This window comes from Flavobacterium sp., assembly GCF_039595935.1.
Lineage (GTDB): Bacteria > Bacteroidota > Bacteroidia > Flavobacteriales > Flavobacteriaceae > Flavobacterium.
Genome location: NZ_JBCNKR010000004.1, coordinates 185,001 through 202,677, shown reverse-complemented (window position 1 = coordinate 202,677; position 17,677 = coordinate 185,001). Strand labels below are relative to the sequence as shown.

The following is a 17,677-nucleotide window of genomic DNA, read 5'->3' as shown; positions in this document are numbered from 1 at the left end:
ATACCAAAATTGATTGTTCTTTTTTAGAAAAAATGAAATATTCTAAATATAGTTTCTGCACGGTTTTTTGTCATTCTAAGGAACGAAGAATCTTCGAAAGTAACTCCGCATAGAAAATTGTCAATCTTTGTTGAGTTACCAGTGAAGATTCTTCGTTCCTCAGAATGACAATACGAGAATAAATTGTTTGAAAAAAAATCTAAAATCTAAAGTCTGAAATCTAAAATGATCTTAAGAAAACTTAATCGTAATCACATCACGATAATTTAATCCAAGCAAGCTATTTGCAGAACCTACTTTTGATGGATTACTTCTAAAAATGGCAATTTCAAGGAAACCGGCTTCGTTAAAAATTGCCAGTTTTTCACCTTCGTAGGTTTTAATCGGATACTTTTCTGACGTTGCAATGGCAGAATAATTTGGCAGAATCGTTTTTATGCTTTTCGGTTTCATATCAATTTCATACGGGCGTCCGCGTGAAACTTCTAAGAATTGTTTTTTAGAAATGTTAGTTACAACGTTTCCAAAATGGTCAATATAAATAACGTAACCTTTTATAGAATTTCCGTCAGCAGCCACAACAGCCTGAAGTTCTGTAACTTCTTTAACGGCAGGAATTTCTTTTCCAATAACATTCAGTAAACCGCCTTTTGCAATGTGACAGGCAACCTGAATAAAAATATCCAAATCACTGAATTCAATAGGAAATCGATCATGAATATTGATTTCGACAATTTTCTGCGGAACGATTTTCTGCGTAAGCATGCTTAAAATTCCGTTATCGGCACAAATAAAGAAATGATCGTTCCACTGCATGGCAATATGCTGGTTTTCTTTATTGCGTTCGATATCGACTCCAATTAAGTGAACAGTTCCTTTTGGAAAACTCAAATATGAAGCTCCAATAACGTAACTTGCTTCAACAGTGTTAAATGGATCAATATCATGCGAAATATCAATAATTTTTGCATCTGGAAGTTCAGAAATGATTTTACCCTTCAGCGAACCAACAAAGTGGTCTTTTAAGCCGTAATCAGTAGTAAGGGTAATTATTGACATCATTTTGTTTATAACTATTGATAGTATTTAACTCGAAATTTTATTAAATTTGAGAAATGCAAATCTAGTAATAGTAAATGCAAATTGAAAGAAAGAAAATACAAATTGCGATAAAATTATAGTAACCGTATATAGTAGTCACAGTTAGCAGTTTCAGTTTTCAGTCTTTTAATAAAAAGCTGATTATAAAGAAAAATTTAAGTAATTTTTTGAAAATACTTAAAAGTGTATACTGCCATTGAAAAACTGCGACTTAAAGAACCCGACAACAATAGATTTAAAAACAAATTTATTTTAATTTAAAAACTACTTCATTTGAACGAAAGAATAATCGAGCTAATAGACATCGCTCCTAAAGAGTTTTGGGGCGCTCAGGACAGCCATTTAGAAATAATTAAAAAGTACTACCCAAAGCTTAAAATCGTAGCGCGAGGGACCACTTTAAAAGCATTTGGCGAAAAAGAAGTCTTAGATGAATTCGAAAAAAGATTTCAAAGGCTTATGCTCCATTTTACCCGATATAACAATATTGATGATAATGTAATCGAACGTGTAATTATGAGTGATGGTCAGGATGAAAAAAGAGCATACGATCATGACAAAATTTTAGTTCACGGGGTTGGCGGTAAAATAGTAAAAGCCATGACACCCAATCAGCAATTGCTGGTTGATACAGTCAAAAAAAACGATATGGTGTTTGCAGTAGGACCTGCCGGAACAGGAAAAACGTACACGGGTGTGGCAATGGCTGTAAAAATGCTGAAGGATAAAGAAGTAAAAAGAATCATATTAACACGTCCGGCGGTTGAAGCTGGAGAAAATCTGGGATTTTTACCCGGAGATATGAAAGAAAAACTGGATCCTTACATGCAGCCGCTTTATGACGCATTACGCGACATGATTCCGAACGAAAAACTCGAAGATTATATTCTGAAGGGAATTATTCAGATTGCACCTTTGGCTTTCATGCGCGGACGAACGCTTGACAATGCTTTTGTAATTCTCGACGAAGCTCAAAATACGACACATTCGCAGATGAAAATGTTCCTGACCCGTATGGGGAAAAATGCCAAATTTATGATTACAGGCGATCCTGGACAGGTCGATTTACCACGCAGAACTATTTCGGGTCTTAAAGAAGCGCTTTTGGTTCTAAAAGATATAGAAGGCATCGGAATTATTTATCTGGATGATAAAGATATCGTTCGCCACAGATTAGTGAAAAAAGTGATTGATGCTTATAAGCAGATAGAAAATCACGATTAAGTTTAATTTTTTAGTGAAATGTTAAATGTAAATCGTAAAATGTGTTTTAACATTTATTATATTCGTTTTATTCATATTCTTTTTGAAATGAGTAAAACGAATATTTTTTTGAAATAGAACAAAGTGCATTCAATGAAAATTAGAATCTTGACCTTTTTATTTTTTATTTGTTTCATCTCCTGTAAAAAGGCTGAAAAGCTGCCAAATAAATTTGTTGGTGTTTGGTATGATACAGAATATATAATTCCAAATAAAACCATCTTAAAGATTAACCAAGATAGTACTTTTGATTATCAAAGTGCAGGTTGTCAGTGGCGTGTAATTTCTAACGGAAAATGGAAAATGATTGCTGATACAATTGAATTAAATAATGTAAAAAGCGATACTTGTTACCGAATGTTTCCTTTTGTTGATTGTAATTTTTTTGAAACAATGAATAAAAAAGAAATATTAACTATTTCTAATTGTGATCCTAAAGGAAATACTGACTTTTTAATTTTTGCTAAAGAAAAATTTTATATCAAAAATGATTCTTTGGTATATAAATTTAAACCCAGTTCGAATTGTCCGGATCCTTTGAAAATTATTTTTGCTAAAACTCAAAAAATCAAAAAATGAAAACAATAGATGATTTTTACCTAAACGTTGAAGAATCTATAAAAGGAACATTTCTGGCATTGAAAGATATTATCTTAAAACAAGATAAAGACATTACGCATGTTTTAAAATACGGAATGCCTTTTTTCTGCTATAAAGGAAAAATGTTCTGTTATTTATGGACTGATAAAAAAGATAAACAGCCTTATATCGGAATTGTAGAAGGCAAACATTTTGACGAATCTTTTTTAATTCAGGATAAACGTTCGAGAATGAAAATCATGATGCTGAATTCGAATGAAGATTTACCGCTTGAGCAAATTGAATCGACAATTCATAAAGCGATTAATTTGTATAAATCAGGAATAATAAGGATCAAAAATGCTTAAAAAGCAATATTTAACGAAATAGTTAAATAAATAATAAACTTACTGTTTTTAGGGCTTTTAAGTCATAGAATCTTTGCTCAGCTTGGCTTAAAGCCGTAAATTTGCACATCATAAATATTTGATTCTTAATATGACTAAGCTTAAAAATATAAAAGTTGTTGTAAGTGACCTTGACGGAACTTTACTCAACCCTCAACACAGAATTTCAGATTATACAAAATCCATTTTTCAGGAACTTCACAATCAAAATTATCTTATTGTTGTAGCTACAGGCCGTCATCATCTTGATGCGATGGCAATTATTGAAACACTTGAAGTTCCGGTTTATTTAGTGAGTTCAAACGGAGCCAGGATTCATTCGCCTCAAAAAGAAGAATTATTTTCTTTTAACCTGGATAGTGATGTTGTAAAAGCGGCTTTAAACGTTGAAATTGATCCGGATATTACTGTAGTTTTGTTTAAAGAAGATGTTTGGCAGACCAATAAATGGAACGAAAAATTAAATGCTTTTCAGGCTGATCTAAAATACCGTCCGGAATTAGTTGATTACAAAGCTTTGGAAGATTTTGGTGCTATTAAAATTTTTTTTTCATGCGAAAATCATGAAAAATTAGTAAAACTAAAAGATCAGATTTTAGCCAATTCATCAGAGCATTTACATCATGCTTTCAGTTTACCGACTTGTTTAGAATTTATGGATAAATCTATAGACAAAGCAGTTGCAATTGAAAGAGTATTAGAAAAAGAAGGTTTCACATTATCAGAAGCGGTTGCGTTTGGAGATGGTTTTAACGATGTTCAAATGTTATCAGCAGCTGGAAAAGGTTTAATTATGGGGAATGCTCCTTGGATTTTAAAAGAAACTCTGCCTGATTTAGAAGTTATTAAAACAAACGCCGAAGACGGTGTAGCTAAATACATTGCTTCAAAAATTATAGATAAAGAATTTGCCGCAGGATAAATCTTCATCGATGAAAATAAATGAATCCCTGAACTAATTTTCAGGGATTTTTTTATTTTAAAATTTTTTAAAACAAAATATTTCACATTTCTCAATTTATCTTTTTCCTTTAATATGAAACTCTGTGAAATAATTTTAAATTTGCATTCATAAAAAACAACACAACTAAAAATAATGAGTAATACAATCACAACCACAAATTTTAATTTCCCAAATCAGAAATCGGTTTACCGCGGAAAAGTTAGAGAAGTTTACAATATTAATGATGAACTTTTAGTAATGGTAGCAACCGACAGACTTTCTGCTTTTGATGTGGTTTTGCCAAAAGGAATTCCGTATAAAGGACAAATCTTAAACCAGATTGCCACTAAATTTATGGAATTAACACAAGATATTGTTCCAAATTGGCTGATTGCAACTCCGGATCCAAATGTTGCTGTAGGGCATTTATGCGAGCCTTTTAAAGTAGAAATGGTGATTCGCGGTTATCTTTCAGGGCACGCAGCACGTGAATATGCAGCAGGAAGAAAACAAATCTGCGGTGTAACTATGGCCGGAGGTTTAAAAGAAAATGACAAATTCCCAGAACCAATTATTACGCCAACTACAAAAGCAGATAATGGTTCTCATGATGAAGATATTTCTCGTGAAGATATTCTATCAAAAGGAATTGTTTCTGAGGAAGATTATTTAGTTTTAGAAAAATATACAAGAGCTTTGTTTCAAAGAGGAACTGAAATTGCGGCTGCCCGCGGCTTGATTTTAGTTGATACAAAATATGAATTCGGAAAAACGAAAGACGGTGTTATCGTTTTAATTGACGAAATTCACACTCCGGATTCTTCTCGTTATTTTTATGCTGATGGTTATGCAGAAAGACAAGCAAAAGGAGAGGAGCAAAAACAACTTTCTAAAGAATTTGTTCGCCGCTGGTTAATCGAAAACGGTTTTCAGGGGCAGGAAGGTCAGCAGATTCCGGAAATGACAGATACTTATATTGAATCAGTTTCAGAAAGATATATCGAATTGTATGAGAATATTTTAGGAGAAAAATTCGTAAAAGCTGATATTGACAATATTGACCAACGTATTGAAAAAAACGTATTACAATACCTTGCTTCTAAATAGTAATTTCGGGTTTTAAACTAACTATTTAAAACCATGAAATTTATAACAAATAAAAAAACTGCCTTGTTATCAATATTTATGATAACAGGGCATTTTCTTTTTTCGCAGATTGATAAAAAGGCTACTAAAGAAACCAAATTTTTATATCAAAATTTAAAAACTATTTCTGAGAATCATATTTTATTCGGACATCAGCATGCCTTAGAATATGGACACGGCTGGAAAGACGAACCCAATAAATCTGATGTAAAATTAGTTACAGGTTCGCATCCTGCAGTCGTAGGAATTGATTTTAGTGGATTTTCAGGACATTCTAATGAGGAAATTCAAAAAACGAAAACGGTTTTAAAAAAGAATGTTATTGATACGTATGAACGCGGCGGAATTACAACCGTATCATGGCATCTTAATAATCCGGCTTCCGGAGGCGGGTTTTATTGGAAAGATTCTGTTTCGGTCGCTGCAATGTCCTTAATCAAAAAAGACGGTTCGCATCATGAACAATACAAAGAAATTTTAAAAACCATTGCTGATTTTGCTCATTCTGTAAAAGCTAAAGACGGAAAATTAGTCCCGATGATTTTCAGACCTTTTCATGAATTTGACGGTGATTGGTTTTGGTGGGGGAAAAAATATACTTCACGAGAGGATTTTATAGAAGTCTGGCAGTTTACTGTTTCATATCTGCGAGATACTTTAGGAGTTCATAATTTTATTTATGCTTATTCACCAGATAACAAATTCAGTTCTGAAACTGAATATTTAGAACGTTATCCTGGTGATAAATACGTTGATCTATTTGGAATTGATGATTATGGTGACTTCGGGCGAGATGGAAAATATGATTTGGATGCAGGAGTTAAAAGACTTAAAATAATTTCAGATTTAGCCATTCAAAAGAAAAAATTAGCCGCTTTTACAGAAACGGGTTTAGAGTCGATACCTAATAAAACATGGTGGACAGAGATTCTTTTAAAAACACTCAAAAGAGAAAATATTAAACTTTGTTATGTTTTAGTATGGCGAAATGACGTTTCTAGTGCAACCCATTTTTACGCTCCTTTTCCCGGGCAGGTTAGTGCAGCCGATTTTATTGAATTCTATAATGATCCATTTACATTGTTTGAAAATGATTTAAAGGATATTTATAAGAAGAAAATGAAGTTAAAATAATTTTTTTTTATTAAGATTTTAGTTTTTAATTGCACTTTGGACTACTAAAATCACAAAACTATTTCGTTATAATTTAAGTTATTTCCTACTATTTAAATTATTTAACAAGTAACTTGATTTTAATTGAAAATTCATAAAATCTGGGTATAAATTTTAGCTTTAATGAAAAAAATCTTCCTTTTTTATACATGTAATTATTGTATAGTTAAAACTATGTACTTTTCTTCGCCATTTTTCTTAAATAAATTGGGTTTTATATTGAAAAAAAATGTGATTTCGTGTAACATTTCTACATTTGCAGCGTCTTTTATATAGAATTTCAATTTTAGAAAGACAATATTTCGAATTCATTAATAAAACGTTAAGAATTAGTTAAAACAAAGTACTGTGTAATACATTGTACTGAAAATAGATTACATTTGTCAAGAATTTAAAAATAATTCATTATCAATCAAATATTTATCAATCAATTAAACAAACCCAATCATTATGAAAAATTCAGTTATTTATTTAGGATTAGCTTTAGTAACATTTGTAAATGTAGCAACAGCTTCAAATAACACATCAGTTGTTAAAAATCAAGTTGCAGTATCAGCTGTATACGATGACGGAACACCTCTAGTAGTTGCAGTAAGTAAAGGAGATATCGATACAGTAAAGAAATTTATTGAGTACGGTGCTAATGTAAATGAAAAATCAGATGATATGTCACCATTAATGACAGCTGCTCGTTATAATAAAGTAGAAATTATCAAAGTTTTATTAGCTGCTGGAGCTCGTCCATCAGATAAAAACGAAAAAGGATACACAGCATTAAAATTTGCTCAATTATCAAATGCAACAGAAGCTATTGCACTTTTAAAAGATGCAAAATAATAGTTTAAAAAGTTTGAGTTAGTACAAACAGCCTTCTTTGAGCGGAAGGCTGTTTTTTATTTTAATAGAAAATCAAAAAAGCACCATTAAATTTTAATGATGCTTTTTCTTTTTAAACCAAATTAATCTAACCAAATTAATTTTATCGTAAAGTAAACTATTCTATTGCTTCATGTTTTTTTCGATTGAATATCCAGAACAAAATCGGGAAAACCAATAGTGTCAAAATGGTTGCAGTTACCAAACCTCCAATAATTACAATTGCAAGAGGTTTTTGAGATTCAGACCCAATTCCGGTTGAAATTGCTGCCGGCATTAAACCTATTGATGCCATAAGCGCTGTCATGATTACGGCTCTCGTTCTGGCTTTTACTCCCATTAGGATAGATTCTTCGAGTGAGAATTTTGCCTTGAGATTATGATGGAATTCAGATATTAGAATTACACCGTTCTGAATACAAATCCCAAGCAAAGCAATAAATCCAACTCCGGCTGAAATCCCGAAATTCATTCCGGTAACATGTAAGGCGATAATTCCGCCAATTACAGCAAACGGAACATTCGCCAAAACAAGTAACGAATCTTTAATATTTCCAAACAGAATAAATAACAAAACAAATATTCCAATTAAACTGATTGGTACTACCTGAGTCAGACGTGCACTGGCACGAACCTGATTTTCAAATTCACCTGTCCATCCTGTGGTATATCCCGGAGGCATTTTTACTTCCGCTACTTTTGATTGTGCCTCGGCAATTGTACTTCCTAAATCACGGTCACGAACAGAGAATTTTACACCGATAAAACGTTTTGTATTATCTCGATATATAAATGCAGGACCGGTTATGGTTTTAATATCGCAAATTTCTTTTAATGGAATTTTTGCGCCACTGATTGTTGGAACTTTTAATTCTGCTAAATCTTCTTCGTCTTTACGGTATTCTTTAGAAAAACGAACTCGAACATCAAATTTCTTTTCATCTTCATATTTTTGAGTTGCCGTTTTTCCTCCAAAAGCTAATTCTAAAACCGCTTGGGCATCACTTAAAGTTACGCCGTAAGCTGCCATTTTTTCACGATCAAGAATTACACTTATTTCCGGCTGCCCAACATTTCGAAGAATCCCGACATCTTTGATTCCTGGAATGTTTTTAATTTTTGCCAAAACTTCATTCGATAATTCATCGAGTTTATCTAAATCATCCCCATAAATTTTAACTGCATTTGAAGCTTTAAATCCTGCTACAGATTCAGCAACGTTGTCTATTACAGGCTGAGAATAGTTATAAGTGATTCCCTGATGCACTTTTAACTTTTCATCCATTTCATTAATCAGTTCATCCATTGAGATTTTTCGGTTCCATTCTGCTTTTGGTTTTAAATCTACCTGCAGCTGAATAAACCCAAAACCGTTTGGATCTGTTCCGTCGTTGCTTCGTCCGGTTTGAGAAAGCACATTTTTTACTTCAGGAAAAGTTTCCAGATCTTTTCTGATCATTGCAGCTGTCTGCACACTTTCAGGAAGCGAAGTACTCATTGGTAATTCGGCCGTAACCCATAATGCTCCTTCATTCAACTGCGGTAAAAATTCTGTTCCTAAAAACGAAGCTGAGAAGAAAGTTACAGCAATTATTGACAAAGAGATAACTAACGTTTTTACTTTATGTTTGAATGTCCAGGCAAAACCTTTTGCAACATTTCTGTCCCAAAAATTCACAAACGGATTATTTTTCTCTTTTACATTTTTGTTTAATAAAATATGAGATAAAACCGGAACCAAAGTCAAAGTAAAAATTAAAGCTCCCATTAAAGCAAAACCTAATGTGTAGGCAAGTGGAGAGAACATTTTTCCTTCCACTTTTTGGAATGAAAATATTGGAAGTAAAGCCGTAATAATGATTAATTTAGAAAAGAAAATAGCTTTACCCATTTCTGTTCCAGTTTTCTTGATCAGGCTTCCTTTTGCAATTTTATTAAATTTTTCCATTCCTAATTGATGCGCTCGATGATCGAGAACAACGAATAATCCTTCGACCATAACAACGGCTCCATCGATGATAATACCGAAATCGACCGCACCTAAACTCAGCAGGTTGGCACTCATTCCCATCATTTTCAGACATAAAAATGCAAATAATAATGAAAGCGGAATTACAATAGAAACTGTAAAAGTGGTTCTCCAGTCGGCCATGAAAAGAAATACGACGCAGGTAACGAGAATAATTCCTTCGAATAAATTATGCATTACCGTTTCAGTAGTGAAATTCATTAAATTGTCACGATCGTAAAAGGTCTCAATTTTAATGTCTTTCGGAAGTACATTTTCATTTAAGTCCTTAATTTTATCTTTAATTAAGGCTAATGTTTCCTGCGCATTTTCGCCTTTACGCATTACGACAATACCTTCAACGGCATCGTCATTTTTACCAATTCCGGTTTGCCCCACTCTTGGCATAGAGCTTTCATAAACATTAGCGACATTTTTTACCAAAATCGGATTTCCTCCGGCATCGTCAACAATAATGTTTTCAATATCCTGAATCGATTTTAAAAGACCAACTCCGCGAACGACAAAAGCCTGACCGTTTTTTTCTATAATATCACCGCCAACATTTAAGTTTCCAGCATCAATAGCATTGTAAACCTGAAGCGGCGTAATATTATATTTTGCCAGTTTTACTGGATCAACACCAACTTCATACGTTTTTGTCTGACCTCCAAATACGTTTAAATCTGCAACTCCGGGAACGGCACGTAATTGTTTGTCGATTACCCAGTTTTGATAAGTCAATAATTCACGGCTGTCACGGCTGTTACTTTTTACAATATATCTGAAAATTTCTCCAGTTGGCCCGTATGGTGGCTGAACATCTGGTTCAACATCATCTGGAAGTGTGACATTTTTAAGCAGGTTATTTACCTGAAAACGAGCAAAAGTATCGTCGACACCATCATCAAAAATAATTTTGATTACAGATAAACCAAACATCGTAATACTTCTTACGCTGGTTTTTTTCTGTACAGAGTTCATCGAGATCTCAATGGGTGTAGTAACAAATCGTTCTACTTCTTCGGCACTTTTACCATTCCATTGTGTAATGATAATAATTTGAGTGTTCGTTACGTCAGGAAAAGCGTCAATTGGCATATTCTTGAAGGAAATAAATCCGGCCACGGCCAATATTCCCACCCAAAAAAAGGTAAATGCTTTATTCTTAAGCGAAAAAGCAATTATATTTCGTATGAATTTGTTCATGTCTTAATCGTTTAAAGCGCGATAAATAAATAATTGATTATTGGTAATGACTTTCTCATTTTCCTTTAAACCGCTAGAAATGTAAGTTGTATCGCCCACAACTCGGTAAACTTCAACTTGTCTTGTTTCGATGTTATGACGATCTTTAAAGATCATGACGAAATTTTTGCTTTTATCAAAAACAATAGCATTACTTGGAATTGCAATCATTGATTCATTTTCATCATACGATAATTTGATATTGGCGTTCATATCCGGTTTTAATAAAAATCCTGGATTTTGAAGTTTAATACGCGCCTGCATCGCTTTGGTTTCTGGATCAATTACATTGAAGATTTTATCGACTTTTCCTTTAAAAACTTTATCAGGATAACTTAAAGTTGTAACGCTCGCATCAATTCCGAGTTTTATTTTATTAATATCAATTTCATTAATATTAGCCATTGCCCAAACTTCGCTGATTTCGGCAATGTCAAAAATATTTTCAGAACGGTCAGAACGCAAAAGCATATCCTGATTAATACTTTTTTGAATAATAAAACCGCTTATTGGTGCTGTAACTTCATAAATAGAACCTGCTTTAATATTGTAAATTTTATACGTTTCCTGAATTTTGCTTAATTGAGACTGTGCTTTATTTACTTCAGATTTTGCCTGAAGCACATCACTTTCAGAATTTAATTTTCCGTCAAATAATTCCTGAGCGACCTTTAAATTGTTTTTGGCAACCAGTAAATCGCTTTTGGCATCGATAGACTGCTTTTCAAAATCAGCTACATCGGTACTTTTTATAGTAGCCAGAACTTGTCCTTTCTTTACATAATCTCCAAGTTCAACATTTACTTTAATTACGTTTCCACCAACAAGCGGGTAAACATCGATTAATTTATTGTTGTCAGCTGTGATTTTTCCGTAAAAACTCAGTTCGTTTTTTACAGTTTGTTTTTCTGCGGTTGCAGTAGTAGTAGTTTTTAGCATACTATCGCTCAAGGCGAAAGAAGTATTTGTTTGAGGATTATCTACTTCTTTTTTGCAGCTTGTAAGTGATAAACTCACAATTGCAATTCCTATAATTAGTGTATGTTTCATTATTATTTAATTTTAAAATAAATCCTTGTTGATGGTAGTATTTAATTCTTCGCCAGATAGAGCCAGTTTTTTCTTCAGTTCATTAACCTGAATATTAGCCTGATTATAGCTTTCCATAAAATCGGTAAATTCTAATAAACTGATATTTCGCTTTTGAAAATTGGTTAAGATTCCATTATAAACCGCTTCAAAATCTGCATTTACTGTTGGTTTAATTACCGCATAGTTTTTACGGGATTCGTCCCATTTATTCCATGCCGATGTGATTTCAGTCTGTAATTGAAGTTCAAAATTTTGTTTTTCTACTTTAGATTGTGCTAAAACTGACTGTGCGTTTTTAATATTCCCTTTGTTTTTATTCCAAAGCGGCAAAGGAATTCCAATGGTAACATTTGCTTCTTTATTAAAAGCGCCGCCGCGCTGATCGTAATTGGCGCCTAAAGTAAGATCAGGAACAGATAAAGATTTCTGCCATTTTACATTCAGTTCGTTTGCTTCAATCTCTTTTTGCTTTGCTAAATAATCCGGGCGATTGGCAATAGCATCATCTTCAAAAGATTTTAAATCAAAAGGAATTATTTTAAGGTATTTATTAAAATCATCTTTAGAAACATCCGGAATAATGGTTTCGGTTGAATTTAGTAATAATTTCAAGTTTGCTTGTTCTTCGATACTGCTATTGACAACTTCCATTCGTTCGTTCTTAAAATTAAGATACAGAGACTGTAAACGCACAACATCTCGCAAAGGAATATTACCTTTTTGAGCCTGAATAGAGTAGGAGTTAATTAAGTCTTCAATGTGAGCAAGCTGTTTATCAGTTATTTCAAGACTTTTGGTGTTGTAATAAACTGTATAAAAACTTTGACGCAATTGTAATTTTAATGTCCTTAGTAAATCATTAAATTGAAGTTCCGCCAGCTGTTCATTGGTTTGAGCCAGTTTAATTTCATTACGTTTTTTTCCTCCTAAATAAATTAACTGCTCAACGCCAAATGACTTTTGCCCTTCTTTTCCAATATCAAAGAGTTTATCTCTGTCTGGATTGTAGGCATTTAATTCTGCAGTAATCGTGGGATTGTCCCATATTCGGGCCTGAATGGTCATTGCTTTTGCAGTATCAATATTATAATGAGAGGCCAGCAAAAAAAGATTGTTTTTAAGAAACTGACTCTCACAATCCTGAAGTGTGATTGTTTTTTGAGCCAAAACTGCCTGATTAATTAGCACAAGCAGCAATAATGCATATACTTTTCTCATTGTATCTATTTTATTTTGTACAAATATGCTATCAGCAGACTTTAAGAGGGCTTAAAATCTACCTTAAAAATAGCTTAAAATAAAATATTAATGAAAGAATAGTTGGAATAAATTTTCTTTACTGTTTGGTATGCTGTAAGTTATGGTTGCTTTGTGAAGAGTCAAAATGCGATTTACGATACGTAATCCGAGACCAAAACCTGATGTTCCCTTAGAATTTTTCCCTCGCATAAAAGGCTGAAATAAATTCTTTTGTTCGCTTTCACTTAATGTTTTTCCGGTATTTAGAACAGAAATTATGAGCTGATTTCCCTTAGTACTTATTTTTACCAGTGCTTGGTTATTATCTGAATAAATACAGGCATTTTTTAAAACATTGATTAAAGCGATTTCTAAAAGGTTTTTATTTCCTTTAACTTCTAATGCGGTATCTAAATTATCACTTTCTTCAATTTCAAACAAAATACTAAACTCAGGAAAGCTTTTCTTTAAATTTTCAATTGCCGAGAAAAGAATTTCATCCATTCGTTGAATTTCATTGTCTTCGTTGTTTCTATTATTGTCGATTTTAGACAATATTAATAAAGAGCTAATTAATTCTGTCAAATGATTGACATCAGATAAAATAGTAGTCAGGAAAGTTTTTCCTTTAACAGAAGTTGCCGGATCTGAAATCGTATTTTCTATTTGAGCTGTAATTCTCGATAAAGGCGTTCTAAGTTCGTGAGAAGCGTGAGCTGTAAACTCTTTTTGTTTTTGATATGAAATTTCGATTCTGTCCATCATGAAATTGAATTCATTGGCAATCAAATCAATTTCGTCTTTATTGCTTTTTGACTCAATACGCGTGTCGAGATTATTTTCGTTTATATTTTTTATTTTCTGGTGAAATAAACCAAGCGGATTCATTGCTTTTCTCACCATAAAAGAAGTTAAAATCCAACAAATACAGGTAAAAAGAATATAAGAGATAATAAGCGTATACCTTAAAAAAAGAAGTTTTCTTTTTCCATAGTCATCTGTTGCCGAAATTAAGGCGTAGAAATCTTTGTCTTTTGTATCATAAAAAACACCATAAACTTCATAATCACCTTGCTGTTTAAAAAAGGTTTTATGTTTTTTAAGATATTTTAAATCTTCAACAGACCAGTTTATTTTAGCATCATCAATACTGCTGTAAATAAGTTTAAAATGAGAATCAAAAACCAAAGTCTTTTCATCATACAATTTATTGATAGAATTTTGGTCAATCATTTTCAAAAGCTGATCGTCGACTTCCTTAACATTTACTAAAAGTTTAATGTTCGAAAGCGCTTTAATTTCTAATCGATCGCGAAATTCTTCTTTTCTAAAATTAGAATACAAAACAAATATCACCGTAGAAGCCAACCCAAAAAGGATTGTAAATAGTAAACTTACCAAAAGTGATATTCTGTTTTTTAAAGTCATTTTTTATTCTTCACTGCTTAAATAATAACCGTAACCAATTTTGGTACGAATAAGTTTTGTTTCGTGGTCTTTGTCGATTTTTTTTCGAAGGAAATTAATATAAACTTCAATCGTATTTTGATTTGTTTCGATATGATAATCCCAAAGTTTCTCAGCAATAAACTGTTTAGACAAAACTTTTCCTTTGGCATGAGCCAAAATCAAAATGAGTTTAAACTCTTTTGGAGTAAGTTTTATTTCTTCGCCAGAACGAAAAACTTTCATTTCCTCTTCCAGAATTTCTAAATCCTCAACGAGAATTTTCTTTTCTGTTTGCTGCGGAATTTCTTTTCTCCTTAATAAAGACGAAATTCTGGCAAATAATTCATCAAAATGAAAAGGCTTTACCAAATAATCATCGGCGCCATTATCAAAAGAAGCCAATTTATCTTCAATCTCGCTAAAAGCCGTGAGCATAATTATAGGCGTTTTTTTATCAACTTCTCTAATGCTTTTGCAAACCTCAATTCCGTTTTTTCCCGGAACATTGATGTCCAGAATTATTAGATCATATTCGTGAGGAAAGTATTTTTTTAATAGTAATGAACCATCATAATAAGGTATACACTCGAATTCTTTATTTTTAAAGAACGCAGAGATTTCTTTAGATAAGGTAAAATCATCTTCGAGTAGTAAAATTCTCATGTTTTGTTTATTTATAAATTCGGCTGTTAAAATCAACAGCCGAACTTATGTTTTTAATTTTTTATTTAAAATAAGAGAAAGACTGATTATTTTCAATTTTCAGTAAAGACTCATAAATCAATTGAATCACATTTTCTACATCCTCTTTATGGACCATTTCAACCGTTGTATGCATATATCTTAAAGGAAGAGAAATCAATGCCGATGCCACACCGCCATTACTGTAAGCAAAAGCATCAGTATCAGTTCCTGTTGCTCTTGAAGTAGCATGGCGCTGAAACGGAATTTTATTTTCTTCGGCAGTATCTACAATTAAATCACGAAGTTTATTTTGAATCGCCGGAGAATACGCTATCACAGGACCTTTACCCATTTTTAAATCGCCTTCTACTTTTTTATCAATCATTGGAGTAGTAGTATCATGACAAACGTCTGTAACAATAGCAACATTTGGTTTAATCGTATGTGCAATCATTTCTGCACCACGCAAACCAATTTCTTCCTGAACAGAGTTTACAATATATAAACCAAAAGGTAATTCCTTTTTGTTTTCATGTAATAAACGAGCAACTTCGGCAATCATAAAACCGCCCATTCTGTTATCGATCGCGCGGCACACAAATTTATTTTCGTTCAAAATCATGAATTCATCAGGATAAGTAATTACACATCCCACATGAACACCCATTGCTTCAACTTGTTCTTTGGTTTCACAGCCAAGATCAATAAAAATATTACTAAGCTTCGGAATTTCTTCCTTATCTCTTAAACGAGTATGAATTGCAGGCCATCCAAAAACACCTTTTACAATACCTTTTTTAGTATGAATATTTACTCTTTTAGAAGGTGCAATCTGATGATCAGATCCTCCATTTCTAATTACATATAACAAGCCATCTTCCGTAATATAGTTTACATACCATGAAATTTCATCAGCGTGACCTTCAATTACAACCTTAAAAGGAGCATCCGGATTAATAACCCCAACAGCTGTTCCATAAGTATCAGTGATAAAAGTATCAACATAAGGTTTTAAATAATTCATCCAAAGTTTTTGCCCCTCACTTTCATAACCAGTCGGTGAAGCGTTATTTAGGTAGCTTTCAAGGAAAGCAATAGAAGTATCTTTCAAGATAGATTTTGTATTCATAAAAATATTTTTCGCTAATTTATAAATTTGGTATTAGAGTTGTGTATAAATATATAATTTTACATTTAAATTAAGACTCTATGAAATTTACCAGTATTCTGTTTTTACTATTGATTGCATTTACAAGTCAGGCCCAGGTAACTCCAAAAGAAAATGAGCAAATGGGTTATATATTAACCGAACAAGATTCAATCTTGAATGATACCATTCAACTGCCGGAAATTATTATCTCAAAAGGTGAGAGAATGAGTGCAGAAGAAATGAAGCAGTTCCAGATTTTGCAAAACAGAGTCTATAAAGTATATCCATACGCAAGATTAGCCGCTGATCGTTTAACGGCTCTTAATAATGGAATGGCTCGTTTAAAAACAAATCGGGAGAAAAAGAAATACTTTAAAATAGTAGAAGACTACCTTAATAATGAATTTGAGGACAGACTTAAAAAGCTTTCCAGAAAACAAGGTCAGATTCTTGTAAAATTAGTACATCGTCAAACGGGAAAAACTACTTATGAATTAATAAAGACTTTAAAAAGCGGTTTCAAAGCTTTTGTTTCAAATACAACAGCCAATTTATTTGATATAAGTTTAAAAGAAGAATACAAACCATACGAAGTAAATGAAGATTATTTAATCGAAACTATTCTCGTTCGAGGTTTCGAATCAGGGCGACTCATAAATCAAACACCGGCAAAGCCTGTAAACTACAATGATCTTATGGAGCATTGGGAAGCAAAAGCGAAAGAAGTAAAAAAATAATATACTACAATATATATGAGTATTCCAACCCGACAGGTTTTCAATACCTGTCGGGTTTATTTTTTATACATATATATATAGTATAGTAAAGATTTTTCCGGCTGAGGGGAGTCGAAGCCATTGAAATTTGAAATTTGGAATTTGGAATTTGGTATTTGAGTATTGGAATTTTGATTTTATAAGGAGCTGATCCCGCTATCCGTTTCAATCTTTTGTGCCGAACCCCGGCACAAAAGGATTTTCACTTCTATCGGGGCTATGAAAATCGTTTTCAGCAGAAAATTTAGGGTAAGCAGAGAAGAATTTAGCAAGAAGACGGATAAAAGGGGGAGATGCAGCCGTTTTTTCGGGCAGAAGGTGTATTTAAAAAGATTGTTTATCCTTTAAAAAAGGGCATGAAAGCTTAAAAACTCCGCAAAATGGAAAAACAAAAACGGGAAGAAATTACCAAAAGGTTATCAAAACAAAGAAAACCCTTACATGGGTGTAAAAATTTTTAATTTGTAAAGGAGCTGTTATCAGCGAGTTAAGAAAAAGGATTAAAAAAGAATAAAAAAAGATGAGAAAAAGGCTTGCGTAACT

15 protein-coding genes are annotated in these 17,677 nt (G+C 32.6%); 8 read left to right on the top strand and 7 right to left on the bottom strand.

The window, feature by feature from the left end:
• Nucleotides 1–231: 231 nt before the first annotated feature.
• The gene (locus tag ABDW27_RS01375; protein ID WP_343695265.1) at nucleotides 232–1,059 is read right to left on the bottom strand and encodes an SAM-dependent chlorinase/fluorinase; all 828 of its coding nucleotides are present in this window, start codon (nucleotides 1,057–1,059) and stop codon (nucleotides 232–234) included.
• Between the two features lie 315 nt (nucleotides 1,060–1,374).
• Between ABDW27_RS01375 and ABDW27_RS01370 the strand changes: the two genes are divergently transcribed.
• The 7 genes from ABDW27_RS01370 (at nucleotide 1,375) to ABDW27_RS01340 (ending at nucleotide 7,449) form a co-directional block, all read left to right on the top strand.
• Nucleotides 1,375–2,325, top strand: coding sequence for a PhoH family protein (locus ABDW27_RS01370; RefSeq protein WP_343694261.1), 951 nt, complete (start codon nucleotides 1,375–1,377; stop codon nucleotides 2,323–2,325).
• Nucleotides 2,326–2,457: 132 nt separating this feature from the next.
• Complete coding sequence (locus ABDW27_RS01365) at nucleotides 2,458–2,943, top strand: hypothetical protein (protein ID WP_343694260.1); 486 nt, start codon at nucleotides 2,458–2,460, stop codon at nucleotides 2,941–2,943.
• A complete protein-coding gene (locus ABDW27_RS01360; protein WP_343694259.1) occupies nucleotides 2,940–3,311 on the top strand; it encodes a DUF1801 domain-containing protein in 372 nt (123 codons plus the stop codon). The genes ABDW27_RS01365 and ABDW27_RS01360 overlap by 4 nt, the downstream gene beginning before the upstream one ends.
• A gap of 130 nt (nucleotides 3,312–3,441) precedes the next feature.
• On the top strand, nucleotides 3,442–4,272 hold the full coding sequence (locus tag ABDW27_RS01355; RefSeq protein ID WP_343694258.1) for a Cof-type HAD-IIB family hydrolase: 831 nt from the start codon (nucleotides 3,442–3,444) through the stop codon (nucleotides 4,270–4,272).
• Nucleotides 4,273–4,446: 174 nt separating this feature from the next.
• Nucleotides 4,447–5,400 carry a phosphoribosylaminoimidazolesuccinocarboxamide synthase gene (locus tag ABDW27_RS01350; RefSeq protein ID WP_343694257.1) on the top strand — a complete coding sequence of 318 codons (954 nt, stop codon included), beginning with the start codon at nucleotides 4,447–4,449 and terminating at the stop codon, nucleotides 5,398–5,400.
• 33 nt (nucleotides 5,401–5,433) lie between these two features.
• A complete protein-coding gene (locus tag ABDW27_RS01345; RefSeq protein ID WP_343694256.1) occupies nucleotides 5,434–6,573 on the top strand; it encodes a glycosyl hydrolase in 1,140 nt (379 codons plus the stop codon).
• A 489-nt stretch (nucleotides 6,574–7,062) separates the two neighbouring features.
• On the top strand, nucleotides 7,063–7,449 hold the full coding sequence (locus ABDW27_RS01340; RefSeq protein ID WP_073417632.1) for an ankyrin repeat domain-containing protein: 387 nt from the start codon (nucleotides 7,063–7,065) through the stop codon (nucleotides 7,447–7,449).
• A gap of 157 nt (nucleotides 7,450–7,606) precedes the next feature.
• Here the strand turns inward: ABDW27_RS01340 and ABDW27_RS01335 are convergent, their stop codons facing one another.
• The 6 genes from ABDW27_RS01335 to ABDW27_RS01310 all read right to left on the bottom strand — a co-directional run bounded on the left by ABDW27_RS01335 (nucleotide 7,607) and on the right by ABDW27_RS01310 (nucleotide 16,337).
• On the bottom strand, nucleotides 7,607–10,705 hold the full coding sequence (locus ABDW27_RS01335; protein WP_343694255.1) for a CusA/CzcA family heavy metal efflux RND transporter: 3,099 nt from the start codon (nucleotides 10,703–10,705) through the stop codon (nucleotides 7,607–7,609).
• 3 nt (nucleotides 10,706–10,708) lie between these two features.
• Nucleotides 10,709–11,794 (bottom strand): efflux RND transporter periplasmic adaptor subunit, encoded by a 1,086-nt coding sequence (locus ABDW27_RS01330; RefSeq protein WP_343694254.1) that lies wholly within the window; start codon nucleotides 11,792–11,794, stop codon nucleotides 10,709–10,711.
• A gap of 12 nt (nucleotides 11,795–11,806) precedes the next feature.
• A complete protein-coding gene (locus ABDW27_RS01325) occupies nucleotides 11,807–13,054 on the bottom strand; it encodes a TolC family protein (protein ID WP_343694253.1) in 1,248 nt (415 codons plus the stop codon).
• Nucleotides 13,055–13,141: 87 nt separating this feature from the next.
• Nucleotides 13,142–14,503 carry a HAMP domain-containing sensor histidine kinase gene (locus tag ABDW27_RS01320; RefSeq protein ID WP_343694252.1) on the bottom strand — a complete coding sequence of 454 codons (1,362 nt, stop codon included), beginning with the start codon at nucleotides 14,501–14,503 and terminating at the stop codon, nucleotides 13,142–13,144.
• Between the two features lie 3 nt (nucleotides 14,504–14,506).
• Nucleotides 14,507–15,187, bottom strand: coding sequence for a response regulator transcription factor (locus tag ABDW27_RS01315; RefSeq protein ID WP_343694251.1), 681 nt, complete (start codon nucleotides 15,185–15,187; stop codon nucleotides 14,507–14,509).
• 61 nt (nucleotides 15,188–15,248) lie between these two features.
• A complete protein-coding gene (locus ABDW27_RS01310; RefSeq protein ID WP_343694250.1) occupies nucleotides 15,249–16,337 on the bottom strand; it encodes a M42 family metallopeptidase in 1,089 nt (362 codons plus the stop codon).
• Nucleotides 16,338–16,417: 80 nt separating this feature from the next.
• On the opposite strand from ABDW27_RS01310, the gene ABDW27_RS01305 reads away from it, so the two are divergent.
• Nucleotides 16,418–17,095 carry a DUF4294 domain-containing protein gene (locus ABDW27_RS01305; RefSeq protein ID WP_343694249.1) on the top strand — a complete coding sequence of 226 codons (678 nt, stop codon included), beginning with the start codon at nucleotides 16,418–16,420 and terminating at the stop codon, nucleotides 17,093–17,095.
• Nucleotides 17,096–17,677 lie beyond the last annotated feature (582 nt).